General features: G+C 59.8%; 30 protein-coding genes, 1 tRNA gene and 2 pseudogenes. 17 read left to right on the forward strand and 16 right to left on the reverse strand.

Going from position 1 to position 25,690, the window contains the following annotated elements:
- Positions 1–9 precede the first annotated feature (9 nt).
- A tRNA-Gly gene (locus ACOYQJ_RS12635) sits at positions 10–83 on the reverse strand.
- Between the two features lie 172 nt (positions 84–255).
- On the opposite strand from ACOYQJ_RS12635, the gene ACOYQJ_RS12640 reads away from it, so the two are divergent.
- Positions 256–675 carry a cupredoxin domain-containing protein gene (locus tag ACOYQJ_RS12640; protein ID WP_422906386.1) on the forward strand — a complete coding sequence of 140 codons (420 nt, stop codon included), beginning with the start codon at positions 256–258 and terminating at the stop codon, positions 673–675.
- A gap of 11 nt (positions 676–686) precedes the next feature.
- On the opposite strand, the gene ACOYQJ_RS12645 is transcribed toward ACOYQJ_RS12640, so the two are convergent.
- The 4 genes from ACOYQJ_RS12645 to ACOYQJ_RS12660 form a co-directional block, all read right to left on the reverse strand.
- On the reverse strand, positions 687–1,352 hold the full coding sequence (locus ACOYQJ_RS12645; protein ID WP_422906387.1) for an SOS response-associated peptidase: 666 nt from the start codon (positions 1,350–1,352) through the stop codon (positions 687–689).
- Positions 1,353–1,356: 4 nt separating this feature from the next.
- Complete coding sequence (locus ACOYQJ_RS12650) at positions 1,357–2,556, reverse strand: class I SAM-dependent methyltransferase (RefSeq protein ID WP_422906388.1); 1,200 nt, start codon at positions 2,554–2,556, stop codon at positions 1,357–1,359.
- Positions 2,557–2,616: 60 nt separating this feature from the next.
- Positions 2,617–2,919, reverse strand: coding sequence for a DnaJ family domain-containing protein (locus ACOYQJ_RS12655; protein ID WP_422906483.1), 303 nt, complete (start codon positions 2,917–2,919; stop codon positions 2,617–2,619).
- Between the two features lie 141 nt (positions 2,920–3,060).
- Positions 3,061–4,623 (reverse strand): bifunctional metallophosphatase/5'-nucleotidase, encoded by a 1,563-nt coding sequence (locus ACOYQJ_RS12660; protein WP_422906389.1) that lies wholly within the window; start codon positions 4,621–4,623, stop codon positions 3,061–3,063.
- A 302-nt stretch (positions 4,624–4,925) separates the two neighbouring features.
- Between ACOYQJ_RS12660 and ACOYQJ_RS12665 the strand changes: the two genes are divergently transcribed.
- From ACOYQJ_RS12665 to arsC, 3 genes are read left to right on the forward strand one after another with little or no spacing between them, the layout of a single operon-like run.
- The gene (locus ACOYQJ_RS12665; RefSeq protein WP_422906390.1) at positions 4,926–5,264 is read left to right on the forward strand and encodes a DUF952 domain-containing protein; all 339 of its coding nucleotides are present in this window, start codon (positions 4,926–4,928) and stop codon (positions 5,262–5,264) included.
- Positions 5,261–6,319 carry a quinone-dependent dihydroorotate dehydrogenase gene (locus ACOYQJ_RS12670; protein WP_422906391.1) on the forward strand — a complete coding sequence of 353 codons (1,059 nt, stop codon included), beginning with the start codon at positions 5,261–5,263 and terminating at the stop codon, positions 6,317–6,319. Before ACOYQJ_RS12665 ends, ACOYQJ_RS12670 begins: the two co-directional genes overlap by 4 nt.
- Positions 6,316–6,654 carry an arsenate reductase (glutaredoxin) gene (gene arsC / locus ACOYQJ_RS12675; RefSeq protein ID WP_422906392.1) on the forward strand — a complete coding sequence of 113 codons (339 nt, stop codon included), beginning with the start codon at positions 6,316–6,318 and terminating at the stop codon, positions 6,652–6,654. Before ACOYQJ_RS12670 ends, arsC begins: the two co-directional genes overlap by 4 nt.
- On the opposite strand, the gene ACOYQJ_RS12680 is transcribed toward arsC, so the two are convergent.
- The 5 genes and pseudogenes from ACOYQJ_RS12680 to ACOYQJ_RS12700 form a co-directional block, all read right to left on the reverse strand.
- Positions 6,651–7,313 (reverse strand): phosphoribosylanthranilate isomerase, encoded by a 663-nt coding sequence (locus ACOYQJ_RS12680; protein ID WP_422906393.1) that lies wholly within the window; start codon positions 7,311–7,313, stop codon positions 6,651–6,653. The two genes, arsC and ACOYQJ_RS12680, sit on opposite strands and share 4 nt — an antisense overlap.
- Positions 7,314–7,402: 89 nt before the next feature.
- Positions 7,403–7,762, reverse strand: coding sequence for a LapA family protein (locus ACOYQJ_RS12685; RefSeq protein WP_422906394.1), 360 nt, complete (start codon positions 7,760–7,762; stop codon positions 7,403–7,405).
- An 8-nt stretch (positions 7,763–7,770) separates the two neighbouring features.
- A complete protein-coding gene (gene ihfB, locus ACOYQJ_RS12690; protein ID WP_132245905.1) occupies positions 7,771–8,052 on the reverse strand; it encodes an integration host factor subunit beta in 282 nt (93 codons plus the stop codon).
- A 274-nt stretch (positions 8,053–8,326) separates the two neighbouring features.
- Positions 8,327–10,024: pseudogene (rpsA, locus tag ACOYQJ_RS12695) on the reverse strand (30S ribosomal protein S1); the annotation flags it as partial.
- A 177-nt stretch (positions 10,025–10,201) separates the two neighbouring features.
- The gene (locus ACOYQJ_RS12700; protein WP_422906395.1) at positions 10,202–10,840 is read right to left on the reverse strand and encodes an NAD(P)H-dependent oxidoreductase; all 639 of its coding nucleotides are present in this window, start codon (positions 10,838–10,840) and stop codon (positions 10,202–10,204) included.
- A 118-nt stretch (positions 10,841–10,958) separates the two neighbouring features.
- Here ACOYQJ_RS12700 and ACOYQJ_RS12705 point away from each other — a divergent pair, with 118 nt between their 5' ends.
- On the forward strand, positions 10,959–11,336 hold the full coding sequence (locus ACOYQJ_RS12705) for a winged helix-turn-helix transcriptional regulator (RefSeq protein ID WP_422906396.1): 378 nt from the start codon (positions 10,959–10,961) through the stop codon (positions 11,334–11,336).
- 8 nt (positions 11,337–11,344) lie between these two features.
- Here the strand turns inward: ACOYQJ_RS12705 and irrA are convergent, their stop codons facing one another.
- On the reverse strand, positions 11,345–11,761 hold the full coding sequence (gene irrA, locus ACOYQJ_RS12710) for an iron response transcriptional regulator IrrA (RefSeq protein ID WP_422906484.1): 417 nt from the start codon (positions 11,759–11,761) through the stop codon (positions 11,345–11,347).
- A gap of 176 nt (positions 11,762–11,937) precedes the next feature.
- Here irrA and fabA point away from each other — a divergent pair, with 176 nt between their 5' ends.
- Positions 11,938–12,447 (forward strand): bifunctional 3-hydroxydecanoyl-ACP dehydratase/trans-2-decenoyl-ACP isomerase, encoded by a 510-nt coding sequence (gene fabA / locus ACOYQJ_RS12715; protein WP_422906397.1) that lies wholly within the window; start codon positions 11,938–11,940, stop codon positions 12,445–12,447.
- 141 nt (positions 12,448–12,588) lie between these two features.
- Here the strand turns inward: fabA and ACOYQJ_RS12720 are convergent, their stop codons facing one another.
- On the reverse strand, positions 12,589–12,840 hold the full coding sequence (locus ACOYQJ_RS12720) for a hypothetical protein (RefSeq protein WP_422906398.1): 252 nt from the start codon (positions 12,838–12,840) through the stop codon (positions 12,589–12,591).
- A 156-nt stretch (positions 12,841–12,996) separates the two neighbouring features.
- Complete coding sequence (locus tag ACOYQJ_RS12725) at positions 12,997–13,887, reverse strand: sulfotransferase (RefSeq protein ID WP_422906399.1); 891 nt, start codon at positions 13,885–13,887, stop codon at positions 12,997–12,999.
- Positions 13,888–14,055: 168 nt separating this feature from the next.
- Between ACOYQJ_RS12725 and fabB the strand changes: the two genes are divergently transcribed.
- Complete coding sequence (gene fabB / locus ACOYQJ_RS12730; RefSeq protein ID WP_422906400.1) at positions 14,056–15,285, forward strand: beta-ketoacyl-ACP synthase I; 1,230 nt, start codon at positions 14,056–14,058, stop codon at positions 15,283–15,285.
- 54 nt (positions 15,286–15,339) lie between these two features.
- Here fabB and ACOYQJ_RS12735 read toward each other — a convergent pair whose 3' ends face one another.
- On the reverse strand, positions 15,340–15,885 hold the full coding sequence (locus tag ACOYQJ_RS12735) for a GNAT family N-acetyltransferase (RefSeq protein ID WP_422906401.1): 546 nt from the start codon (positions 15,883–15,885) through the stop codon (positions 15,340–15,342).
- A gap of 131 nt (positions 15,886–16,016) precedes the next feature.
- On the opposite strand from ACOYQJ_RS12735, the gene ACOYQJ_RS12740 reads away from it, so the two are divergent.
- Genes ACOYQJ_RS12740 through ACOYQJ_RS12755 form a run of 4 tightly spaced genes read left to right on the forward strand, consistent with a single transcriptional unit; the run spans position 16,017 to position 18,198 of the window.
- Positions 16,017–16,805, forward strand: a complete 789-nt coding sequence (locus tag ACOYQJ_RS12740; protein WP_422906402.1) for an enoyl-ACP reductase FabI — start codon at positions 16,017–16,019, stop codon at positions 16,803–16,805.
- Positions 16,806–16,817: 12 nt separating this feature from the next.
- Positions 16,818–17,153: a hypothetical protein gene (locus ACOYQJ_RS12745; protein ID WP_422906403.1), complete on the forward strand. Its 336-nt coding sequence runs from the start codon at positions 16,818–16,820 to the stop codon at positions 17,151–17,153.
- Between the two features lie 42 nt (positions 17,154–17,195).
- Positions 17,196–17,552: a hypothetical protein gene (locus tag ACOYQJ_RS12750; RefSeq protein ID WP_422906404.1), complete on the forward strand. Its 357-nt coding sequence runs from the start codon at positions 17,196–17,198 to the stop codon at positions 17,550–17,552.
- Positions 17,545–18,198 (forward strand): DedA family protein, encoded by a 654-nt coding sequence (locus ACOYQJ_RS12755; RefSeq protein ID WP_422906405.1) that lies wholly within the window; start codon positions 17,545–17,547, stop codon positions 18,196–18,198. Before ACOYQJ_RS12750 ends, ACOYQJ_RS12755 begins: the two co-directional genes overlap by 8 nt.
- A gap of 59 nt (positions 18,199–18,257) precedes the next feature.
- Here ACOYQJ_RS12755 and ACOYQJ_RS12760 read toward each other — a convergent pair.
- Together ACOYQJ_RS12760 and ACOYQJ_RS12765 are read right to left on the reverse strand one after the other, a co-directional pair.
- Positions 18,258–18,953: pseudogene (locus ACOYQJ_RS12760) on the reverse strand (sugar transferase).
- Positions 18,954–19,535: 582 nt separating this feature from the next.
- Positions 19,536–20,405: a hypothetical protein gene (locus tag ACOYQJ_RS12765; protein WP_422906406.1), complete on the reverse strand. Its 870-nt coding sequence runs from the start codon at positions 20,403–20,405 to the stop codon at positions 19,536–19,538.
- A 160-nt stretch (positions 20,406–20,565) separates the two neighbouring features.
- On the opposite strand from ACOYQJ_RS12765, the gene miaB reads away from it, so the two are divergent.
- The 6 genes from miaB to ACOYQJ_RS12795 all read left to right on the forward strand — a co-directional run bounded on the left by miaB (position 20,566) and on the right by ACOYQJ_RS12795 (position 25,689).
- Positions 20,566–21,879: a tRNA (N6-isopentenyl adenosine(37)-C2)-methylthiotransferase MiaB gene (miaB, locus tag ACOYQJ_RS12770; RefSeq protein WP_422906407.1), complete on the forward strand. Its 1,314-nt coding sequence runs from the start codon at positions 20,566–20,568 to the stop codon at positions 21,877–21,879.
- A gap of 221 nt (positions 21,880–22,100) precedes the next feature.
- On the forward strand, positions 22,101–22,700 hold the full coding sequence (locus ACOYQJ_RS12775) for an OmpA family protein (RefSeq protein ID WP_422906408.1): 600 nt from the start codon (positions 22,101–22,103) through the stop codon (positions 22,698–22,700).
- Between the two features lie 14 nt (positions 22,701–22,714).
- Positions 22,715–23,038, forward strand: a complete 324-nt coding sequence (locus tag ACOYQJ_RS12780) for a hypothetical protein (protein WP_422906409.1) — start codon at positions 22,715–22,717, stop codon at positions 23,036–23,038.
- A gap of 145 nt (positions 23,039–23,183) precedes the next feature.
- A complete protein-coding gene (locus tag ACOYQJ_RS12785) occupies positions 23,184–24,152 on the forward strand; it encodes a PhoH family protein (RefSeq protein ID WP_422906410.1) in 969 nt (322 codons plus the stop codon).
- Between the two features lie 71 nt (positions 24,153–24,223).
- Positions 24,224–24,727 carry an rRNA maturation RNase YbeY gene (gene ybeY, locus ACOYQJ_RS12790; protein WP_422906411.1) on the forward strand — a complete coding sequence of 168 codons (504 nt, stop codon included), beginning with the start codon at positions 24,224–24,226 and terminating at the stop codon, positions 24,725–24,727.
- 14 nt (positions 24,728–24,741) lie between these two features.
- On the forward strand, positions 24,742–25,689 hold the full coding sequence (locus tag ACOYQJ_RS12795; protein ID WP_422906412.1) for a hemolysin family protein: 948 nt from the start codon (positions 24,742–24,744) through the stop codon (positions 25,687–25,689).
- Position 25,690 lies beyond the last annotated feature (1 nt).

The raw sequence follows: 25,690 nt of genomic DNA on the forward strand, positions 1-25,690 counted from the left end.
GGGAGAGATTGGAGCGGGCGGCGGGAATCGAACCCGCGTCTCTTGCTTGGAAGGCAAGGGTCTTACCATTACACAACGCCCGCTTATGCCCCCTGAATTAGGACAGCCCCGGCGCGGCGTCAAGCAGGCGGATCGGACCTAATGCTCCCGGCGTGCAAATTTCCGCAAGGTCAGCCTGCAGGAAGCGCCCTTGATGGCGATCTGGCCGTATTTTGGCCCGATTCCCGGCTCAAATACGAAAGCTGTCATTCATGAGTGGGGGCTTTTGAAGATCGAGGTTTGAAGGTGCTGCGTAAATTCGGTTTATTCTCGGCTCTTGCCTGTGCGGTTGCTGCAACCCCGCCGGCGGCCGAAGAACATTATGTCCTGATGATGAAGGACGGGTATTTCCCTGAACACCTGCGCCCTGAGATTGGCGACACGATTCGGTTTATCAATGTCTCGGATCTGCCGATGTCTGCGACGGCGACAGACGATAGCTGGGACACCGGGATTTTGGCACCAAAGCAACACTATGTTCTGATCGTGCATGACCAGATGAAGCGGTCGTTTCAGAACAGCGTGCGTGGCAATCTGGACAGCGACGGGCATCCAATTGGATTGGCTATCGCAGGGTCCATCGACTATTTTGAACCCGAAATGACAACGAGAATGGCCATTCGCCAATTATACTAGGTGGTCCCCGATCAGGGCGAAAGCGGCTCGATCAACTGCGCGCCGCTCGCCCTGTTCGAGTTGACCTCGGTTCCGACGCGGAAAAAGGTCAGGGCCCCTTCGGGCGCCGGCGCCATCAAGGTGGCAGCGCCGCGCCCTTCTTCGCCCAGCCATTTCCCCCAGTCCTCGGGTGCCAGAATCACCGGCATGCGGTGATGGATCGCCGACATCTGGGCATTGGCGCCACAGGTGACGATGGCGCAGGTGCGATAAGCCTCCCCGTCGCGCTCCCAATCCTGCCAGACACCGGCAAAGACCAAAGGCCCCTCACCCGCAGGCCGGATATACCATGGCAGGCGCGCGCCGCCTTCATCCTTGGTCCATTCGTAAAAACCGGTCGCGGGAATCAGGCAACGCCTTTCCCGGCACGCCGCCTTGAAGGCAGGTTTCTCAGCGATGGTTTCGGCGCGGGCGTTGATCAGCAAGGGGCCAGCGTTCGTCGCCTTGTACCAATGCGGCAGAAATCCCCAACGCATGGCTCCAAGCCGCCTTTGGCCGTCATCGCTGCGCACCACGTGGATCTGGTTGGTCGGGCAGACGTTGTAGTTTGGCACGGGCGGCAGATCGTTACCGGGCACGGCACTGAAAAGCTGCGCCATGGCGTCCGGTGGCAGTGTGACCGCAAAGCGCCCGCACATCCCCCTATCCTTTGCGCAAGAGGTTGGAGTAGAGCAGCAGCCCCCAGTCACCAAGCTCGCGCTCCAGCTTGCTCCAGGCAGCGCCAAAGGCCAGCGGATCCAGCCGCGCGCCCTCAGCAATCTGGGACAGGCTGCGTTTGCCATCGATCCCGGCAATCAGAGCGGCGCTCTCGCGTGGCAGGCGCAGGGTTGTCTTCATCTCCTTCAGGCTGACCGGAATCGGTTTGCCCTTGGCAACGGCCTGCGCCAAGGCACCCGCCTGCACCCCGCGCAGATGCGGCACAAGCTTGCGGTTGCTGCCTTTGGCAGGTTTGCGGGTATCCTCGGACGGCACAGCATAGGCGATGTGCATCTTCAACGTGCCCAGCAGCTTTTCCGCGACCTCCATTGCTTTTGCGTCGCTCATCCCCTTGGGGCGTTCGGCGATGCGCGACAGATCGTACAGCGCCGGGGTCGGAAAGCCCTGCAGACGCCAACCGGTGTTTTCCAGAACTTCAAGCAGATCGGGGATGTCATAGGCCCGATCCTGACCATGCAGCAAAAGGTCATAGAATCCCGCATCGCTGACCGCATGATCGCCAAGGTTCACGTTGGCCTTGAAGGGGTGCCCATCCGGCAAGGCAGCAACGATCTTTTGCGCACGGTGCAGCCGGGTTTTCGGATCGAGCCCTTCGAACAGCGCGCCAAAGGCTTGTTGCAGCGGATATACCCCGGAACGCCCGTAAGGCGCATAGACCATGAAGCCAAGACCGCCCCCCGGGGCAAGCGCGGCTCGAAGGGCTTTGAACCCCTCTTCCGGTTTCGGCAGGTGATGCAGCACGCCGCAACAATCGATGTAGTCAAAGCTGCCATAGTCCGGCGCATCCAGCAGCGAGCCTGTGTGAAAGGTGATCCCTTTCAGACCGCGTGCCCTGGCCCGCGCCTCGGCCACCGCGCGTGAGGCTGTCGAGAGGTCGACATAAGTGATCTCATAGGGCGCGCCCGCCGAGGTCAGAACCTGCGCCAGCTGGATCAGCCCATCACCCGTGCCACCGCCCGCAACCAAGGCCCGCAAGGGTTGCGACCAGTCGCGCTGACCCGAAAAAAGGTGGTGGTCGATTTCCAGCGGATGCGAAGGCGATCCGGTGATCAGGCGTTTGGCTTCATCCGCCGGGTCGCGTTCTGGATAGGGGTAAGCTTCATACTGTTCGCGGGTCGAGACCATGCCTGTGCTTTCTTTGGGGCTTTGAGCGCGACAGTGCCACGACACGCAGCCAAGGCCAAGTCAGCCGCGCTTGCGGGATATCTCGATCCGGGCTTCGAGCATGGACATGTCCTGAATGATGCGGCGGCGGTCGGTGCGATCAGTGGCCTCGCGCAGTTCGGCGCGCAGGCGGGACAGTTCGCGCGACAGCGAGACGATCTCGGGCACAGCGCCGTTGTCCTTGAGGATTCGGTGCAGAACAGCGTTTTCGGGATCATCGCAAGGCGGCAGCGGTTTCCCCGCCCCTTCGAGGTTGTCGAAGGCGCCCTCGGCCTCGGCGGCCTGAATCTTGGCGTTGATGAGATCGATCAGCGGATGGTCCATGGCAGTATTGTGCCAGAGGCGCGCGATTTCGACCAGAGGGGCTAGGCGCGTCAGTCCACTTGCGCGCAACCCCCCGCACCAAGGCTTGGCTGGCAAGAAGAAAGGGCCGCGCCGGTTGTTCCCGGCGCGGCTCTGTTTGGCTTATTCCTTCACGGTGATGCGGCCATCCGTGTAGGGTTCGTAGGGGCCCTGCGCCGCGATGTATTCCGCGGTGACATCGGCAAGGTCGGGGCCAAAGTCATAGGCGTTGTCGGCGTCGCGGAACATGTTGTAACCGTCACCACCGTTGCGGACGTAGTTGTTGGACACCAGACCATAGGTTTCTTCCAAATCGATCGGAGCGCCGCCAACCATGACGTCAGAGATGCGGCTGCCCGGCTCGGCCTTGGGATCGACGGTAAAGGTCATGCCCGCCACCTGCGGGAAGCGACCTGCGCCCTCTTCCATCTGGCTCACCCCGTTTTCAAGCGCTTCGACGACCGTTGCGCCACTGACCTGAAAGGTGGAAAGCGTGTTCTGGAAAGGCAGGACCGTCAACACTTCGCCCATGGTGACAGGGCCTGCATCGATAGAGGCGCGCAATCCGCCAGAGTTGGCGATCGCAATATCGATGCCCTGATCCTTGACACGCGCAAGCATGGCATCCGCCACCAGATTGCCCATCGAGCACTCCATGGCGCGGCAAACATCGCGGTTGCCTTCGATGGCAGCGGCGGCCTCGGCCACAACCTTGTTGCGCACCTCTTCAAGCGGAGCAGCGGCCTCGGTGATGCGGGCCTTGGTGCCCTCTTCTTCGGCCACGGACCCGTCCAGCAGGATCGGCTCGCCCATGGCTTCGATCACTTTGCCCTCGTCATCGAAGGTCACGTTCAGCTCGCCCAGGAATTTGCCATAGGCGTAGGCCTGCACGATGGCGGTGTCGCCAACCATGACAGGATACGGCCCCTTGGCGCCTTCGATGGTGTTCGACAGCAACGAGTTGTCGTGCCCGCCGACGATCACGTCGATGCCCGGAACGGTTTCTGCAACGAACTTGTCGACGTTCAGACCGGAGTGGGACAACACGATGATCTTGTTCACGCCTTCGTCCGTCAGGCGGGCCACCTGTTCCGCGACCGCATGGCCAGGCTCGGTAAAGATGACATTGTCGCCCGGCGAGGCCAGCTCATCGGTGTCCTGCGGCGTCAGGCCGATCAGGCCCAGCTTTTCACCCCCGCGTTCGATGATCGTGCTTTTCAGCAGCGTATCGGCCAGCAATTCCTCGCCCGAGAAATCGGCGTTGGACATCAGAACCGGGAAATCCACCGAGTCGATAAAGCCGCGCAGCACCTCGGGGCCATCGTCGAATTCGTGGTTGCCCACGGTCATCGCGTCATAGCCCATCTGGTTCATCATCTCGGCGGCCAGTTTGCCTTTGTAATAAGTGTAGAACAGCGTGCCCTGAAACTGGTCGCCGCCATCCACAAGGATATAGTTGTTGGTGCGCGACTTGGCCTCGGTGATGGCCGTCTGCAGACGGGCAGACCCGCCAAAACACTTACCTTCGGTGTTGTCTTCAGCTCCGCATCCCGAATCGTATTTGCTGATCGGCTCAAAACGGGCATGGAAATCGTTGGTGTGCAGGATGGTCAGGGAATAGTCGGCGTAGGCCTGCCCTGCCATAAGGGCAAGGGCGGCGGCACCACTCATAAGGCGAAAAGACATGGTGAACCTCTCTGTCAGGGTTTTTATATGCGCACAGGGTGACTCCACCTCGGGGCGAGAGTCAAAGACAGAAACAGGATGTCGCCGCGTCACATGACAGGCAGGCGACACCCATGCGGGAAAAATGCGCAGGCCCACATGTTCAAAACGAAGTGCCTTCTTTGCACCTTTGTGGCTGTGTCGATGATCGCGCCCGGAGTCTGACGCCGCGAAAGTTGCCGACGGCGCGGATTTCGACGCAACACTGGCCCGCCTGCGCGCGGACGCTTGACCCCTGCCCCGCGTCAAGGCAACAAGCACTCATGCTTATTTACAAGATCCTTCGCGCCGAGGAATGGGCGGCTTTGCAATCTCGCGGGGAAACCGCCGGAGCGCCAATCGACATCTCTGATGGGTATGTCCATTTTTCCACCGACGAACAGGCGCGCGAAACCGCGTCCAAGCATTTCGCCGGAGTCGAAGGGCTGGTTCTTGTCGCTTTTGACAGCGACGCGCTGGGTGATGCCCTGAAGTGGGAGCCATCGCGGGGCGGCGCGCTGTTTCCGCATCTTTACGCACCGCTGCGCTATGCGCAGGCGGTCTGGTCCAAGCCCCTGCCACTTGGCCCGGACGGGCACGAATTCCCGGAAGGTTTTGCATGAAACTGCTCGAACAGGCGGGTTTGAAACTGCTGCGCGGTTGCGATCCTGAGCGCGCCCATGGGCTGGCCCTGACTGCCCTACGCGCCGGGTTGGCACCGGCACCGGGCGAGCTGACCTCGGACCGTTTGCGCTGCGTGGTGGCGGGCCTGCACCTGCCCAATCCGATTGGCCTTGCGGCGGGGTTCGACAAAAACGCCGAAGCGCTGACAGGTCTGGCCCGCGCAGGCTTCGGATTTGTCGAAGTCGGCGCTGCCACCCCACGACCGCAACCCGGAAACCCCAAGCCGCGCCTGTTCCGCCTGAGCGAAGACAAAGCCGCGATTAACCGCTTTGGGTTCAACAATCAGGGGATGGAGGCGATTGGCGCCCGCCTTGCGCAGCGCCCAAGCGGCATGGTTCTGGGTCTCAACCTTGGCGCCAACAAGGACAGCGACGACCGCTCGGCGGATTTTTCCAAGGTCTTGGCGCACTGCGGCACCGATCTGGATTTCGCCACAGTCAACGTCAGCTCTCCAAACACCGAACGCCTGCGGGATTTGCAGGGCAAAAAGGCGCTTTCCGCCCTTCTGGCGGGCGTCATGGAAGCGCGCGCAAAGCTGAGAAAACCGATCCCTGTCTTTCTCAAAATCGCCCCCGATCTTGACGATCAGGGCCTTGTCGATGTGGCCGATGTTGCGCTTTCCTCAGGTGTCGCTGGCGTGATCGCCACCAACACAACCCTGTCGCGCGATGGGCTGAAATCCGGCCACGCAAGCGAAATGGGCGGCCTCTCGGGCCAGCCGCTGTTCGAAAAATCCACACGCGTTCTGGCGCGCCTGTCCGAGTTGACCCAAGGCAGCCTGCCCCTGATCGGGGTCGGCGGTGTCGGCTCGGCAGAACAGGCGTATGAGAAAATTCGTGCCGGGGCCTCGGCGATCCAACTTTATACTGCGCTGGTTTACGGCGGCCTCAGCCTTGTCCAAGAGATCGTTACAGGGCTCGATGCTCTGCTCGCACGGGACGGTTTTGCCAACGTGGCGCAGGCCGTTGGTACAGGTAGAAAGGACTGGACATGATCCTCTGGCACAATCCACGGTGCTCGAAATCCCGGCAGGCCCTTGCCCTGCTTGAAGAAAACGGCGCGACCGTCGAGCTGCGCAAATATCTGGATGACGCGCCCTCTCTGATCGAATTGAAGGCGGCGCAGAAGGCACTCGGGCTGCCCGCCATCGCCATGATGCGCCCCAATGAGGCCGAATTCAAAGCCATGGGTCTGGCCAAGACGGACGACGACGAAAAACTGCTGGCCGCGATGGCAACAGCGCCAAAATTGATCGAGCGCCCCATCGCTTTTGCCAAGGATCGCGCAGTAATCGGCCGCCCGCCCGAGCGGGTTTTGGAATTGCTCTAAAGCTTCGGGATCGGCTTGGCGCTCTTTGCCGCCGCGACGAACGCGGCGATCTTGGCAGCATCCTTCACACCCGGCGCGCTTTCCACGCCGGACGACACGTCCACTTGCTGCGCGCCCGTCATGGCAATTGCCGTGCCCACGTTTTCGGGTGTCAGCCCCCCGGCAAGCATCCACGGCTTGGCCCAACGCTTGCCCGCCACCAAACGCCAGTCAAACGACAGCCCATTGCCACCGGGCAGTTCAGCCGTTCGGGGCGGCTTGGCGTCGATCAAAAGCTGATCGGCGACCTGAGCATATAGGCCAAGTTTTGGCAGATCCACTTCATCCGCGACACCGACCGCCTTCATCACCGGCAGACCGTAGCGGGACCGGATCTCGGCCACGCGCTCCGGGCTTTCCTTGCCATGAAGCTGCAACAGGTCCAGCGGCACTTGGTCCGTGATTTCATCCAGCAGGGCGTCCGAGGCATCCACCACCAAAGCCACTTTTGCCAAACCGATCGGCGCAAGTAGGGCCAAGGCGCGCGCCACTTCCGGCGTCACGTTTCGCGGGCTTTTGGGAAAGAACACAAAGCCGGCATAAGCCGCGCCTGCCTTGGCGGCGGCTTCGACATCCGCGGGCTGTGTCAGCCCACAAATTTTGACACGGACATCCGGCATCTCCCGCGCCCCTTCTTCATCTTGTCAGCAAAAACCCGGGGAAGCGCAGCTAAACTGCGCGGGGGCTAAAGCCCCTTCCCGGTAAAAGGTCAGCTCGCCTGATCCAGCAGCGCGAGCACCTCATCCTTGTCTTTGTCCCGCTCGGCCTGAGTTTTCTTCAACTCACGCTCCAGCTTGCGCACTTCGCCGGTCTTGCGGCTGGCTTCGGCACGATGCTTGTGTTCCCGGAACCATTCCCAGATGAACCCGATCAGCAGACCCGCAAGAATCCCGCCAAAGATCACGAGAAACAGCGGCATTTCGATCGAGAAATCCACCAGACCTGCGCCGGGAAAGCCGCGCAGCCCTTCGGGCAAAGTATTCAGGACGACGGATTGCCGGTTGGCCAAGGCCAAGGTCACCAAAACAATGGCCAGAGCCGCAAGAAAGGCATAGCGAATGTAACGCATCGGTCGTCTTACTTTCCGTTCAGTCGGTCGCGCAGCAGCTTGCCGGTCTTGAAGAAAGGCACATGCTTTTCTTCAACCTCGACCGATTCCCCGGTTCGAGGGTTCCGTCCCACTCGCGCATCACGCTTCTTGACCGAAAAGGCCCCGAAGCCCCGCAATTCGACCCGGTCTCCCCGAGCCATGGCATTGGTGATTTCCTCAAAGATCGTATTGACGATCCGCTCAACATCCCGCTGATAAAGATGCGGATTATCGTCGGCGATCTTCTGGATCAATTCTGACCTGATCATGGTCGCAAATCCCCCTGGTGCGCTTTTTTCGCAAACGCTTGTTACAGGGAAACTATACTGGTCCAAATCCGAATGCGAAACCGGCAAGTTTGGGGAAAACCCATGATTTGCAGCGCTTTGGAGGCTTCCAAAGGGATAGCCGGCATGATTTCGCCAACCGGATCCAGCCTCGGGCAAATGCCGCAGCGCAGAGCAGATGCCCCGATTCGCAACAAAAAAGGCCCCGGACATCGCTGCCCGGGGCCCAAATCTTTGTTCTCGCACGGAGCGAGGATTACTCGTCGCCGCCCTTCAGCGCTGCGCCAAGAATATCGCCCAGCGATGCGCCCGAAGCGGAAGAACCGTACTGTTCCACGGCCTCTTTCTCTTCAGCGATCTCGCGTGCCTTGATCGACAGACCCAAACGGCGGGTCTTGGCGTCGATGTTGGTCACGCGGACGTCGATCTTGTCACCAACGTTGAAACGCTCGGGACGCTGCTCGGCACGGTCACGGGACAGGTCAGAGCGGCGGATGAAGGACTTCATGCCTTCGTATTCCACTTCGATGCCGCCGTCTTCGATCGCGGTGACCTCAACGGTCACGATCGAGCCGCGCTTGGTGCCGCCAACGGCGTCAGCGAACTTGTCGCCGCCCAGTGCCTTGATCGAGAGGGAGATACGCTCTTTCTCGACGTCGACTTCGGAAACCACGGCCTGGACGATGTCGCCCTTGCGGTATTCCTGGATGGCTTCTTCGCCGCGCTGATCCCAGGACAGGTCCGAAAGGTGAACCATGCCGTCGATCTCGCCTTCGAGGCCAATGAACAGACCGAATTCGGTGATGTTCTTGACTTCGCCTTCGACCTGCGTGCCCTCGGGGTGTGTTTCTGCAAACACTTCCCACGGGTTGCGCTGGGTCTGCTTGAGGCCAAGGGACACGCGACGCTTGGCGCCGTCGATTTCCAGAACCATGACGTCGACTTCCTGCGAGGTCGAAACGATCTTGCCGGGGTGCACGTTCTTTTTGGTCCAGGACATCTCGGAGACGTGAACCAGACCTTCGACACCGGGCTCGAGCTCAACAAATGCACCGTAATCGGTGATGTTGGTGACGCGACCTTTATGCACAGAGGCCAGCGGATACTTGGCGCCAACCAGATCCCACGGATCTTCCTGCAGCTGCTTCATGCCAAGGCTGATGCGGTGGGTGTCTTTGTTGATCTTGATGACCTGAACCTTGACCGTCTCGCCAATCGTGAGGATTTCGGAGGGGTGGTTCACACGGCGCCATGCCATGTCGGTCACGTGCAACAGGCCGTCTACGCCGCCAAGGTCGACGAATGCGCCGTACTCGGTGATGTTCTTGACCACACCGTCAACGGCCTGACCTTCGGTGAGGTTGGCGATGACTTCGGCACGCTGCTCGGCACGCGATTCTTCAAGGATTGCACGACGCGAGACAACGATGTTGCCACGGCGACGGTCCATCTTGAGGATCTGGAACGGCTGCTTGAGACCCATGAGCGGGCCAGCGTCGCGCACGGGGCGCACGTCAACCTGGGAGCCGGGCAGGAAGGCAACGGCGCCGCCGAGATCGACGGTGAAGCCACCTTTGACACGGCCAAAGATCGCGCCTTCGACGCGAGCGTCGTCTGCGTATGCTTTTTCCAGGCGGTCCCATGCTTCTTCACGGCGGGCCATCTCACGCGAGATAACAGCTTCGCCGCGGGCGTTTTCAGCCGCGCGCAGGTAAACCTCGACCTCATCGCCAACAGCGATTTCAGGGGCTTCACCGGGATTTGCGAATTCTTTCAGATCAACGCGGCCTTCCATCTTGTAGCCGACGTCGATGATGGCTTGGCCTGCTTCAATTGCGATGACCTTACCTTTAACGACAGAGCCCTCATCGGGGGTGTCCATTTCGAGGCTCTCGTTCAAGAGGGCTTCGAATTCTTCCATTGTTGCGTTTGCCATGTGGCGTCTAGATCCTTTTACTTCGGTTTTCTGGCCATGCGGTTGTCTCCGCCGGTCTTGCGTTTGGTCATGTTGGCGAGATGCAAAACAAAGAGGGCCGGTAGTTGCCCGACCCTGCTCGACTCATGTGTTTTGCGGCGTTTTCGCCTTATCGACAGGCGGCTCTATAGCCAAGAGCCGCCTGTCAGGCAAGCCCTAGGCGACCTGCGTGACGAATTCCTCGCGCGGTTTGCGCACCTTTTTCATCTTTACCAACCAATCGCCTTCTTCCTGACGGTACCCCAACGGCAACAGAACCACCGACCGCAGGCCTTTTTCACGCAGGCCAAGGATGGCATCGACAGCCTCCGGGTCGAACCCTTCCATCGGGGTGCTGTCGACTTCCAGCTCGGCAGCAGCGGCCAGCGCAAAGCCCAGCCCGATGTAAGCCTGACGCGCGGCGTGATTGTAGTTCACGTCCTCTGCGCGTGGCAAATAGGCGTTTTTGAGGTTGTCGTAGTAACCGCTCAGCGTTTCGCTTTTGCCGCGTTCATCTTCCATCTGCTCAACAACATTGTCGATCCTCTCGGCGGTGTAGTTGTCCCAGGCGGCAAAAACCAACAGGTGCGAGCCGTCGGTGATCTGCGCCTGATCCCACGCGACTTTGCGGATCTCGGCGCGGGTTTCGGGATTGGTGATGACAAACAGGTGGAACGGCTGGGTGCCGGACGAGGTCGGCGCCATGCGCACGGCCTCGACGATCTGGTCAACCTTGTCCTGCGGGACGGGCTTGCTCGGGTCCATTTTCTTGGTGGCGTAACGCCAGTTCAGCTTGTCAAACAGCGTGGTGGTCATTGGGTCGGTCCTTGCATTCTTTGAAGTGGTATACATTTGTGACCTGCTATATAAGCGATACCGAAAGGCCGACAAGAAGGCACATTTCTGAGCCCCGGTTACACAAAGGGAACCACCCATGAAGGACCAAGCGAAATGCCCCGATTGCAAGCGCATCAACGAAGTGTTGTCGCGCGTCGGGGACCGATGGAGCGTTTTGGTTGTGATCTCACTCGCGCAGTATGGCGTGATGCGCTTTAACGAACTCAAGCGCCACCTGGGGATTTCCCAGCGCATGCTGAGCCTGACCCTGCGCGAACTCGAGCGCGACGGTTTGGTCAACCGCACCTATCACCCCACCATTCCGCCCAAGGTGGAATACGAACTGACGCCTTTGGGCGAATCCTTCAAGGAACCAGTCAAGGCCATAGGGCTTTGGGCATTGGATAATCTGCCCCTGATCGACGAGGCGCGGTTGCGATTTGACGAAGACAAGGAATTGCAGGACAGCGCCTGAGTCTGGCGCTACTTGCGGCGCAGGCGGATCACCACGTCGACGCTGGCGATTTCCGCGCCCTCCGGGGCATCGGGGATGCGGATGATCTGAAGCTGCTCGGCGGGTGCATCCGTCAGGCGGCCATCGTCTTCCCAATAGAAATGCGGGTGATCGTGGGTGTTGGTGTCGAAATAGCTTTTCGAGCCGTCCACCGTGACCTCTTGCATGAGGCCCGCATCACAAAACGCCTTGAGCGTGTTGTAAACCGTGGCGAGCGACACGCTTTCACCAGCATCGCGGGCTGAGTCAAACAGACCCTCGGCGGTGACATGGCGATCCTGCCCATCGCCCACCAGCAAAGCCGCCAAAGCGACACGCTGGCGCGTCGGGCGCAGCTCGGACTTGCCCAGCCATTCCTGTCCGCGTTCAACTGCCTTGTGATGCATCACGGGTCCTGTCCTCCTCGACGTGTTGTATATATAGAGCCTCTTTCGGCAGAAATTCAAACGGATTTGCCCGGATTTCATGCTATTCGCGGGGCAAAGCCTGCTCTTGCAAGCCGTCGGGACGCGATGATAGAGGGGGCGAATCCAAGACCAAACCATATGGGAGCGCGCCGAACATGGCCGAATATCCGACCAGCTTCAGCAAGGAAGATCTTCTGAAATGCGCCGCGGGCGAACTTTTCGGCCCTGGCAACGCGCAGCTTCCGGCGCCGCCCATGCTGATGATGGACCGGATCACCGACGTTTCGGCTGATGGCGGGGCCCATGGCAAGGGCCACATCGTCGCGGAATTCGATATCACGCCGGACCTTTGGTTCTTTGAATGTCACTTTCCCGGCAACCCGATCATGCCCGGCTGTCTTGGTCTTGACGGTCTTTGGCAGCTGACCGGTTTCAACCTTGGCTGGCGCGGCTGGCAAGGGCGCGGGTATGCGCTTGGTGTCGGCGAAGTGAAGCTGACCGGCATGGTGCGCCCGGACCGCAAGATGCTGACCTACAAGATCGATTTCACCAAGGCGATCCAAACCCGCCGCCTGACCATGGGCGTTGCCGACGGTATCGTCGAGGCCGATGGCGAAGTGATCTATCAGGTCAAGGACATGAAAGTCGCCCTGTCCGAAAGCTGACAAGGGGCGTGAGCACGACATCAAGGTAAAGGGCGCGCCTGCAAAGCGCGCCCTTTAATAATTTGGCGATCTGCGTCTGTCAGCAGCCTGGCGCCATAGTCGGAATTGCCGGTCTGGCATCGCAGGCTGCGCGTCCAGACGCTACAGCAAAAAGTCGAAACCGTCTGTCAAGTCAGGCGGTACGTTGTCCTCCCAACTGTCGACGCTTGGGGTGTTGTGCGCGGCCGCCGTCTGGACAGCCTGAACCGCGCGTTCAAGGTGATCAAACGCAGCAAAACGCGCAATTTCGTTTTCCAGATGCATCATCGCGGCACGTTCAGCTTTGTCGTTCGCGATGCTGTCGCCGTTGTCGTTTGCGAAGAAACGAAAACCAATACGAAGATCCTCAGGCATATCCAAATCCTCTTGAAAATCGCCCCGGTGCCGGGGCTGGAAAATCAACTCGAAAAACTGTTTTGAAACTTAATAACTACAAGCACTACACTAATCTTCGGACCGGATTTTCATAGTCAGGTATTCCTGACAGTGGCTTTCACGCAGAGCCAAAACTCAGGGGTCGCCCTGCCAATCAGCGGGGACCAAATCGCCGAAACGCGCCCGACAGAAATCGTATTGCGGCGCCAACATCTGCGCGAGAGCCGTCCGGGCGTCCTCGGGCAAAGGCTGTTTCACGGTGGTCTGATTGCGCTTCTTGTCAAAGTCCGCCGGCCCCGGCTCGACCCCACAAAAATCGCAAAGCTTGCCAAGCGAGGCGTCGGAAAAAAGGTCTTCGTAAAACATATACAGGACATCGGCAGCGGCAAAGCTGGCATCCAGCGCCGTCACGGTCGCGCGGTAATCACCGCGGGCGCGAATGCCGGGAGACTGGATCGCCTCGGGCCATTTCGCCAGCGCGTCATTCTCGGGGTTCATCTGCTGCAAGTGGCGCAGTTGCGACCACAAGCGCGCAACCGGATCACGCATCACGAACAGCAGTTTCAGCTGGACGGCCTGCGCTGCGCAAAACGCCTTGATGTAGTCGAACGCCTCTTGGCCCATTGCCGAATAGGCCGGGGTGATGTCACAGAACACCCGGGTCCGGGCGCTGCACAGACGGGCAAAATGGCCGAAATAGGCGTTGTCATCATAGATCATCTGCACCCGTTCGACACTCGCCTGAAAAGCCGGGCGTTGTTTCAGCGCGTCAGCCATGTCCTCCGCCTGGGCCATATGAAACCGCAACCGGGCAAGCGAAAACGCCTCCATGTCGCCCAGCGCGTTTTGCGGGAATTTCGCGTTGAAAAAATGCAATTCCTTGAGCGGAGAAACCGCGACCTCTGGCAGCCCGCCCAGATAGCCGTGCAGCCAGCTTGTCGCGCATTTGGTGGCGCCAACGCAGATCAAAAGCGTCTTGCCGTCCAGTTCGTCAAAGCGCCGGAGCGCGTGTGGGTCAGCGGGCATCTTGCGGCTCCTGAGCGGACGCGGGCTTGGATCAGGCTGCCACAGTTGCGCTGCGTGCTCAATGACCACGGACGGGCGGGTTTGCTGCCGCAAGGCGCATGACCTACCGCCTTGCACCTACTGCCTTGCATGCCCTACACAGACGTAAGCAAACCGTAAGGAGGCCGCATGCGCCGCGTCGTTGTCACAGGTCTGGGGGTTGTCTCCTCCATCGGGAACAATGCCGAAGAGGTTCTGGCCTCTCTCAAGGCTGGTAAATCTGGGATCACCGCCAATGAGGCGATGAAAGAGCATGGGTTCCGCAGTCAGATTGCGGGCGACATCAAGTTGGATGTCTCTGAACATATCGACAAGCGGACCCTGCGCTTCATGGGTCCGGGTGCCGCCTATGCCTATATCGCCATGGGTCAGGCGATTGCCGATTCCGGGCTTGAGGAAAAGGACATCGTGAACCCGCGCACCGGTCTGGTCGCCGGGTCCGGCGGCCCGTCCACCAGCGCCATGTTGGTCGCGCATCAGGCAGTTCTGAAGAACGGGTCCACCAAGCGGATCGGGCCATTCGCGGTGCCGAAATGCATGTGCTCGACCGTCTCGGCGAACCTTGCCACGGCGTACCAGATCAAGGGCATCAACTATTCGATTACCTCGGCTTGCTCGACCTCTCTGCATTGCATCGGCAACGCGGCAGAACAGATCATGATGGGCAAGCAGGACGTGATGTTCGCGGGCGGCGGCGAGGAACTGGATTGGACCCTGTCCTGCCTGTTCGACGCCATGGGCGCGATGTCCTCCAAGTATAACGACACCCCGGATAAGGCCTCCCGCGCATTTGACGCGGACCGCGACGGGTTTGTCATCGGCGGCGGCGGCGGCATCCTGGTGCTTGAAGAACTGGAGCACGCCAAGGCCCGTGGCGCCAAGATTTACGCCGAAGTCACCGGCTATGGCGCCACATCGGACGGCGCCGACATGGTGGCCCCCTCCGGCGAAGGCGGCGAGCGCGCGATGCGGGTGGCGCTTAGCACCCTGCCCGAAGGCCGCAAGGTCAGCTATATCAACGCGCACGGCACCTCGACCCCGGTCGGCGACGTGGGCGAGATCGAGGCGGTGCGCCGCGTCTTTGGCGATGGATCTACCCCGCCGGTCAGTTCGACCAAATCCATGACGGGGCATTCCCAAGGCGCGACGGGTGCGCAAGAGGCGATCTACTGCCTGTTGGCGCTGGAGCATGATTTCATCATCCCGTCGATCAATGTCGAAACGCTGGACCCGGCGCTGAAACCAGCGGAAATCGCCACGACACGTGTGGACAATGCGGGCCTCGACTCTGTGATGACCAACAGTTTCGGGTTCGGCGGCACCAATGGCTCGATGATCCTGTCGAGATTCCGCGACTAAACTGCGGATCCAATATCGAGGGAGCGCCGGATATCGGCGCTCCTGATCGCAGGTTCACGCAGGTTCATCGCCCTCAAGCTCCATCACAAAGTAATGCAGATGTGGGCGCAGCATCGGCTGATCGCGATAAGTCGTTGTCTCAATCGGTCCGGGCACCTCGGTAAAACCAAGCTTGGGATACAGCGCACGCATTTCTACATTCGGCGTCAGTGTATCCGCGACAAGGCGTTTCAACCCCATTTGCCGCGCCACCTGCATCCGCCGTTCGATCATCCGCCGACCCGTGCCCGTTCCCCGTGCCGCTTCGGTGACGAACACCCGCTTCAATTCGCCCGTGTCCTGATCCAGCCGTTTGAGCATGCCGCAGCCGACAATGTCGCCATCCGCCGCCTGCGCAATCACAAGGGCCCCGTCTGGCGGCAGGTAGTCGGTCGCATGTTCCCAGAATTCCGCCATCGCGCTTTTCGGTGCGGCCGGATCAATGTCGAACCCCATGTCCCTCATCCGCTTTACGATCAGATCGTAATATTGTGTCAGAACAGCATTCAAACCTTCGCGGGGTGGCAAGCTTTCGCAAACCACTATCTCGATGGCGGGCATGAGCCAAACTCCTTGTGCGCAGAACACCATCCTTGCAGTCCGCCGCAGTTCGGGCAAGCCTGCTGCCACTGGCTTCGGCTTGACCTCACGGCGCGTTCCAGTCAGGTAATGGGAAAAGCCGGAGGGGCAGGATGACGATTTCACTGAACGGCAAGCGCGGGCTTGTGATGGGCGTGGCGAACGAACGCTCGATTGCATGGGGCATTGCCAAGGCCTGTGCCGAAGCCGGGGCGGAGCTGGCGTTTACCTATCAGGGCGAAGCTTTTGGCAAGCGGCTGGAGCCGCTGGCGGCCAGCGTCGGTAGCGATTTCATGGTCGACGTGGATGTGACCGACGATGCCAGCCTTGATGCGGCTTTCGAACAACTGGGAAAACGCTGGGACCGGCTGGATTTTGTCATCCATGCCATCGCCTATTCCGACAAGAACGAACTGACCGGGCGGATCCTCAATACCTCTCGCGAGAACTTCAAGAACTCGCTCGATATCTCGGCCTACAGCTTTATCGACATCGCCCGCCGCGCCCATCCCTTGATGACTAACGGCGGCACGCTGATCACCCTGACCTACATGGGCTCGACTCGTGTGACGCCGAATTACAACGTCATGGGCGTGGCCAAGGCGGCGCTGGAAAGCGCCACGCGCTATCTGGCCAACGATCTTGGCCCCGATGGCATCCGCGTCAACGCGATCAGCCCCGGCCCGATGAAAACCCTTGCCGGCGCTGCCATCGGCGGCGCGCGCAAGACCTACAAGCACACCGACATGAACGCCCCTCTGGGCAGCAACGCGACGCTGGACGCGGTGGGCGGTACGGCCGTCTGGCTGATTTCCGACGCGGGCGCTTGCACCACCGGTGAAATCGTGCGCGTGGACGGCGGCTATCACGTGCTGGGGATGCCGCAGTACGACAACCTCTAAGGAGATCCGCGCATGCTGCGTCTTGTTCTGTGCGGGCTGACGGCCCTGTCCCTTTCCGGCTGCATTGAAGCCGCTGCACCCTCCTCTGCACCGTCCGCTGACGGCATGGCGACCAAGCTGAAGCCGGGCAGCAGCGAGAATGACGCCTTTCTGACCTTCGGCCCGGAAAGCGGCTTTGAGAGGAACCCGGACAACTGGGATCAGTCCTGCCTCAGCTATGCCTACGGGCCGGGAGATGCGCCGAAATACGTGCATGCCCTGTTTGAAAACGGCGTCCTGATCCGGTCGAGTGATGGCCATGACGGGCTGTGCACCTTTGCCCAGCCCACCTCGGCCCCCGAGATCTGAGACAGACTGGCGCCGGGCGGCGAAGCAGACTAGCCTGCGTCCATGATACGCCGCCTTCGCGCTGCTTTCCGCAGACACCCCATCCTGACCAGTGGCTTTACGCTGGCTTTGCTGCTGACCCTGTTCTTTTCCGGGCGCCTTGTGGTGCATTCCTTCTATTGGGCCGACCCCACCCACCGCGATGAGCAGATCGCAGGTTGGATGACCCCGGGCTATGTCGCTCATTCCTGGCATGTACCGCCGGAAATCATTGGAGGCGCGCTGGGTTTCACACGCGAGACTATCGTGCAGGGGCAGACGCTGGATGAACTGGCCGAAGCGCGCGACGTCCCGTTTGACCAACTGGCGAAAGATCTGGAAGCGGCGATTCTGGAATTCCGGACCACACGGAATGACTGACGCGTTTCTGGCATTGGTCCCGCTATATGGCGGCTGGATTTTGATGGCCGTGACCTTTTTGTCCTGCCTAGCCCTTCCGGTTCCATCTTCTTTCATGATGCTGGCAGGCGGCGCCTTTGCCGCCTCCGGGGATCTGAACCTTCTGACCGCCACGCTGTCGGCCTTTGCCGGGGCGGTGGTCGGCGATCAGACCGGGTATCTGATCGGGAACAAGGGTGGCACGCCGCTTGTCTCGCGGTTGCAACGGCGCCCGAAAACCGCCGATACAGTGCAAAGAGCCAGCCGACTGCTTGAGCAACGCGGTGGGATTGCGGTTTTCCTGACGCGCTGGCTGCTCAGCCCGCTTGGCCCCTACGTCAACCTGATCGGCGGCGCGATGGGGCTTGGCTGGCAACGCTTTACTTTCGGCAGCGTCAGCGGAGAGGCGCTTTGGGTCAGTATCTACACTGGTCTTGGATTTGTCTTTGCCGGACAAATCGCCGAAGTCGCGCAGATTGCGTCGGACCTTGCGGGATTGCTGGCCGCCGCGACGGTGACGATAATGCTGGGGACGTTCCTGTTTCGCCACCGGCACGACCATTCCACGAAGAACACCGCGAAGGGCACGACTTACTCACAGCCCGAAAGCAAACCAAACAAACAATAAAAATGACAGAAATTGTCTGGCGCATGCAACAGACAGCGGTTCCTGATTAAGCCGACCGCTTACTTGCCCGTCCCTTTCAGAACGGCGCCCGCAGTGGCACAGATGATCCTGATATCCATCCGCAAGGATACATTGCGAAGATATTCCGCGTCCATGAGCACCCGTTCTTCATAGCTGACATCATTGCGGCCCGAGACCTGTCAAAGTCCGGTAATCCCCGGTTTCATTGACAAATAGGCAACGCGATACTGCCCATATTTGCGCATCTCTGCGCGCACCACGGGACGCGGACCAACAAAGCTCATCTCGCCTTTCAACACGTTCCAGATCTGCGGCGACTCATCAAGACTGCTGCGACGCAGGAAGTCTCCAAAGCGGGTGACGCGTGGATCATCGGTCAGCTTGTGGTCGCGGGTCCATTCGGCCGCGGCCTGCGGATTTCCCTCAAGAAATTTCGCCAGCCGCACCTCGGCGTCCGGAACCATCGTCCGAATTTTCCAGCAGCGGAAAGGCTTGCCATTATGGCCGACGCGAACGTGCCCGAAAAAACCGGGGCCACCGTCGCGGCGCGTTGCGGCCCAAAGAAACGCAATGGCAGGCAGAAGAACCGGAAGCAAAACAACAGCGAGAACGATGTCAAATGCGCGCTTCGAGATACGCAGGTAGCCAGACCTGCCTGCCCGTCGAAACTCTTCGCGCTGGGCACCAATAGAAGGGGCCGTGTCCACACTCGTTGTAAATTCTGCCAAACTCATACACCGGGTCCTTCAAAAGCATTTGAAAGGATGAAACGCCAAATAAGCAACAACGTGAACAGATCGTGAAACTGCCCCGCCAAACATCCCGAGTTCTGATTAATTAATGTTTTGTTAACTGTCTAGATCCTGCATCGGCAAAATGACGAGGTGCAGGGGAATTTGACCAAAATTTACTCTTTTGCATCTGCGCAACGGCAGCCAGCAAGCGGGCAGAAATTTCGCGTGACGCGGAACTCTCGAAATTCGCAAACTTCTCTAAATAAATTCATCATGTTAACAGGAAGCCCTCTGTCGCTCTCAACGAACCCTACGCCTTCCACGTTTAGGCGTACCTTCGCCGCAGAAAACCCGGCTTAGTTGCGCTGGAGATTTACGCGCGCTTCCTCAGTTCCTGACCGCCAGCCTATTTCCGCGCGATTCTCAGTCAGGGTATTGAATCGGGAGTGTGGAGCGACCCCCCAATTTCAATACCGCAATTCCTGTTTTTTCAGAATTCATTCCCGAAAAACGCGAAGATTCAATCCCCGACAGGTGCCGCCAAAGCCATCTCATAAGAGTCAGGAAACGTCACCGTGTCGCTCAGAACCATTGCCCCGGCTCCATCAGGCCAAGGTCCAGAAGCTGCCGCGAATGCCATTCGAACGGCATGGAATTGTGCCAACGAAAGCTTTTGATGTCGAATGTGCTTCCCGGGTTTGACTTGAGCGCCTTTGCAGTGCGGAACGACGCGATCGCCGCCGTCAGATTGTTGTGCCACGGACAGGCATATGTGTTGTACTCTTCGTCGGAAAACGTGTGGTCGTCGCGCAATTTCAGCCCCGGCGCGGCGCGGAACAGGCCAATCCGGTCAATCTTGCGCCGTTCCTGCGGGACATGCTCTTCGTAGCGCCAGCGCAGACCGCCATAGAAATCAAGCTGCCGCTCTTTCGGGTGATCGTCGTTTTCAGCATCACGCCGCGCCAGTGCGTAATAGCCCGAGCGATCAAGGTAGGCGTCGTCCAAAGACACCGCCAATGGCCATTGGTTCAGATCACCGGCATACAAATCGACAACATAGGTCAGCATGGCATCGCGACGCTCTTCGGCGTGAAAGGCCAGCAATTCCGTAATGCGCCGAGTTTCGCAGAACGGATAGAAAAGGTATTCCGCGTTATAGCAGTAATATAGCCACTGCCCCGGCGCGGCGGCGATCAGTGCGTTGACGTTGCTCTGCAAAGCGCCTTCCAGCCGAGGATTGAAATCAATGCGAATGGTTTTTTCACGCAGATCCGGCGGCAGATCATAGCGCGGCTCCATAAAGGCGATCGTCACCTCGAACCCCAACTGCCGATGGTGGCGCAGCGTTGTCGCCAGTTCGACATCATCCTCGGCAAAGATCATCGCCACCGGCCCCTTGGCCAGCGCGGCGTTGTCCGCCTGAAGAAAGTCGTGAAGGTTCGAATACTGCATCCTGCGCCCCTGCCCCGGCGTTCTGCCATAGAATCTGTGAAAATCTCGTGCATTGCAAGGCAGGGTGGATTCGGGCTATCTGCGGCCTCTGATATTGGCGGAGCACGGAATTTTCGACGACGATTCCGATCCCCCACCGGACGCGCGACAGGACAGGCCCATGACAACGCCCAAAAAGCTATTCATCAAGACCTACGGCTGCCAGATGAACGTCTATGACAGCGAACGCATGGCCGAGGCCATGGGCGGACAGGGCTATGTCACAACCGACAGCCCGGACGATGCGGACATGATCCTGCTCAACACCTGTCACATCCGGGAAAAGGCCGCCGAAAAGGTCTATTCCGAGCTTGGGCGATACAAAGGTCTGAAGGCAGAGAAACCCGATCTCAAGATCGGCGTGGCAGGCTGTGTTGCGCAGGCCGAGGGCGAAGAGATCATGCGCCGTCAGCCGATGGTTGATCTGGTTGTCGGCCCGCAAAGCTATCACCGCCTGCCGGCGCTAACCGCAAAGGCACTGGCCGGAGAAAAGGCGCTCGACACCGAGTTCCCCGAGGAGGACAAGTTCGAGCATCTGCAATCGCGCCCCAAGGCCAAGCGCGGCCCGACTGCGTTTCTGACGGTGCAGGAAGGCTGTGACAAATTCTGCGCCTTCTGCGTGGTGCCCTACACCCGCGGCGCCGAAGTTTCGCGCCCTGCGCAGCGCGTGATGACCGAAGCCCGCGATCTGGTGGAACGCGGCGTGCGCGAGATCACTTTGCTGGGGCAGAACGTCAACGCCTATCACGGACACGAGGGCGGTTTGGCTGGCCTGATCCGCGAATTGGCTGGGATCGACGGGCTCGAGCGTATCCGCTTTACCACCAGCCACCCGAACGACATGGACGATGCCCTGATCGCCGCGCATGGCGATTGCGACAAGCTGATGCCCTATCTGCACCTGCCCGTGCAGGCTGGCAGCGACAAGATCCTCAAGCGGATGAACCGAAGCCATACGGCAGAGCAGTACCTCCGCCTGATTGACCGGTTGCGCGCCGCGCGCCCTGACCTGCACCTGTCAGGCGATTTCATCGTCGGCTTCCCCGAGGAAACCGAAGAGGACTTTCAGGACACCCTGGCGCTGATTAAGGCGGTCAAATACGGCTCGGCCTTCTCGTTCAAATACTCCGAACGCCCCGGCACCCCGGCGGCGGAGCGTGCACAGGTGGATGAGGCGGAAAAGGACGACCGCTTGCAGCGTCTTCAGGCCCTGCTGACCCGCCAACAGCGCGAACTGCAGGATGCCATGGTCGGCCGCGAGGTGTCGGTTCTGTTTGAAAAGACCGGCCGCCTGCCGGGTCAGATGGTCGGCAAGTCGGAATACCTGCACGCCGTTCACGTCGAATCCGAGCGCCTTGCCAAAGGCGATCTGGCACGGGTGCGAATCGTCTCATCCGGGCCCAATTCGCTTAAGGGCGAGCTGATCTCGGGCTGAACCGCAGCGCAGTTGTTGTTTCTCAACCCCGCTGAGAATTATCCACGGATGAGCGCCCAGAAACCGGGGATTGTTTCCGAATCCGGAGCAAAAGCAGCGCCTTTTCGCTTCACACCCAAGATATGTTTGCTAATGTGTTGATTATAGTGAGTTAGCGCGCTCCCGCTGCCAATATTGGGATTTGCGCGCTGGGGGAAACAACGAACCAAGGGACACAGGCTGTGGCGAATCGCATTACCAAAGCCGTCGGCGCGCTTGCGCTGGCTGCCCTGACGGGAATCACGGCCGCGACGCCGGTGATGGCCGACGGGACAGGGCAAAAAACAGCATTCATTTCTACGCAAAACACCCGCGTTATAAAGGGTGAGCAATATATTCCCGGCATCTGGATTGACCCGGATGGCTGCGAACATTGGGTCATGGATGACGGTGTTGAAGGTTACATGGACCCGCACCTTGATCGCAAAGGTCTGCCGGTCTGCAACCGTGGCAACACCTGCGGCGTCATGAACACCGATCAGTTCTTTGCCACCGACAGCTACCGCATCTCGGCGGCAGGCAAGCAAAAACTGGCGGAATTCTTCCGCAGCGCCTCGGCGCAGGCCTACATCATCACGGGCCACACCGACAGCCGCGCGTCGGACGACTATAACCTGCGGCTGAGCTATAATCGTGCTCTGGCCGTGGCCAATGTCGCCAAGTCGACAGGGGCGAATATTTCGGATGTGCGCGGATACGGCGAACGCTGGCCGGTTGCTTCGAACGCCACCACCACCGGCATGGCCAAAAACCGCCGCGTCGAAATCATCTGCATTCGCTGAAGGGACCTGACACAATGAAACTGACAAAACTGGTCCTTGTTCTGAGCGCTGCCGCGGGCCTTGCGGGCTGTGAAGTCGGTGAAGGCATCGGCGCCTATGGCCCCGACAAAAGCATCGACCGCGGCATCGACTCGGGCAATCTGAGCGACATGCATGCTGGTATCTGGGTTGACCCCAATGGCTGCGATCACTGGATCATTGACGATGGCGTCGAAGGTTACCTGTCGTCGCGCCTTGATAAATACGGCAAACCGGTCTGCTCGGGCGTTGCCCCGCCCACGATCGCCACGGGCGACTTCAAGCAGGGCTCGACCTCGATCATCGGCGATCCGCTCTGAGCACCGCTCAAACTGCACAAATCCAAGGCCGCGCACCCTTTGCGCGGCCTTTTTCGTTTCAATCCTGTGACAATTGCCTATCACTGCTTGCGTCAGGTGGGCTGTCTTGGCACCATATGTTGAAACCTCTGCGCAGGAGACATGCGTGACCACAGGCACCCTGACCGAAGCCATTCTTGAATTCCCGGACAACCGTCTGCTGATCGATCTTTGCGGCGAATATGACCGCAACCTGACCGAAATCGAGACCCGGACCGGCGTGCAAATCCTGAGACGGGGCAATCAGCTGGCCATCCATGGCGCCCACGAAGCTCAGGCCGAGGCGACAGAGGTGCTGCGCGCTCTCTACGAACGCCTTGAACAAGGCCGAGAGGTCAGCCACGGCGAGATCGACCGTCAGTTCCGCATGGGCGAAGACACCGGCCCTGATGCTCAGCTCGAAATGTTCTCGGGCGGGGCGGTGGAAATCAAGACCCGCAAAAAGCTGGTCGAACCACGCACCGATGCGCAAAAGGCCTATGTCCGGGCGCTGTTCGAACATGAAATGGCCTTTGGCATTGGTCCGGCGGGCACCGGCAAGACCTATCTGGCGGTTGCGGTCGGCGTGAACATGTTGATCAACGGGCTTGTCGACAAGATCATCCTCTCGCGCCCCGCCGTCGAGGCTGGCGAAAAGCTGGGCTACCTGCCGGGCGACATGAAGGACAAGGTCGATCCCTACATGCAGCCGCTTTATGACGCGCTGAACGACTTTATGCCGGGCAAGCAATTGGCCAAGATGTTCGAGGAAAAGACCGTGGAAATTGCGCCCCTGGCCTTTATGCGCGGGCGCACGCTGTCCAATGCCTTCGTCGTTCTGGACGAGGCGCAGAACGCCACCTCGATGCAGATGAAGATGTTCCTGACCCGGCTTGGCGAAGGCTCTCGCATGGTGATCACCGGCGACCGCACCCAGGTCGACCTGCCGCGCGGCATGCCTTCGGGGCTTGCGGATGCTGAACGTCTTCTGGCGCATATACCCAAGATTTCATTTAACTATTTCACCGCCAAGGATGTCGTGCGCCACCCGCTTGTCGCCGCGATCATTGAGGCCTACGACAAAGATATGGGATAGGGCTAAGCCTTGAGCTCTTTCACTCATTAAATTTTCCGGGGGTCCGGGGGCCGAGCCTCGGGACAGATGTCATGCTGACCGACACGATCATCGAAGACGAGCGCTGGCAGGCCGCCGGGCTGGAAGCGCTGGCTGAAACCGCCGCAACAGCGGTGCTGGCACATCTCGACATTGACGAGGCCTTTGAAATCGCTGTTCTGGGCTGTGATGACGCCCGCATTGCCGCGCTCAATGCCGATTTTCGTGACAAACCCCAGCCAACCAATGTGCTCAGCTGGCCGTCTGAGGATCTTTCAGCCGAAGAACCGGGCGGGAAACCGCTGCTTCCCGAGATGGAAGAGCTGGGCGACATTGCCATTGCCTATCAGACCTGCGAACGCGAAGCGCAGGAACAGGGCAAGCCATTTCAGGCGCATGTCACTCATCTGATCGTTCACGCCGTGTTACATTTGTTGGGCTATGACCACATAAGTGACGCGGATGCCACGTTGATGGAGGGCATCGAAGTTGAAATACTTGGCAAACTGGGGCTTCCCGACCCATATAGAGAACTTGACGGGCCTCAGGGCCTCTAACCGGAACAGGAACAATGGGCGACAACGACGACTCGTCTAATGCAGCGCAGGGCGCGCATAAGACGGGAGTGACAGAACAGAGTGCCAGTGAGGGCCCCGGGTTATTTCGGCGGCTGATTGACTGGGTGGGTGGCGACCAACAAGACATGCCCGCCAGAAATGGCAGTGCGATGTTGTCATCCGAAGCCCCCCGACACGGGATGATCAACCTCCGCCGGATGCGTGTCGAAGACGTGGCCATCCCCAAGGCGGAAATCGTTGCGGTCCCCAATACGATCACCAAGGACGATCTGGCGCAGGTTTTCCGTGACACTGGGCTGACACGTCTTCCGGTATATGAAGGCACGCTCGACAACCCGGTTGGCATGGCTCACCTCAAGGACTTCGCGCTTCAACACGGGTTCAACGGGACCGGGCAGCGCTTTAACCTCAAGCGAATGGTGCGGCCGCTGCTGTTCGTTCCGCCGTCGATGCCGATTGGCATCTTGCTGACCAAGATGCAGACCGAACGGCGTCACATGGCGCTGGTGATCGACGAATATGGCGGAGTCGATGGCCTTGTGACCATCGAGGACCTGATCGAACAGGTCATCGGAGAGATCGAGGACGAACACGACACCGACGAAGGCCAGTTCTGGACGCGTGAAAACTCGGGCTGTTATCTGGCGCTCGCCAAGACCCCGCTCGAGGATTTCGAGGCCGAGCTAGGCATGATGCTGACCGATCACGAAGAGATCGACGAAGAAGAGATCGACACCCTCGGCGGGCTTGTCTTCATGCTTGCGGGCCGCGTGCCTGCGCGCGGTGAAGTCGTGCACCATCCCGCCGGTCTTGACCTTGAGGTTGTGGATGCAGACCCGCGCCGGATCAAGCGCCTGCGCGTTCGTTTGCCCGGCACACCTCGCAGCGGCGCAACGGCCGCCGTGCCCACGGATCAGGCGCAGGACCGAAGCGGAGCATGAC

It is taken from the genome of Pacificoceanicola algae, from assembly GCF_049341065.1.
Taxonomy (GTDB): domain Bacteria; phylum Pseudomonadota; class Alphaproteobacteria; order Rhodobacterales; family Rhodobacteraceae; genus Pacificoceanicola.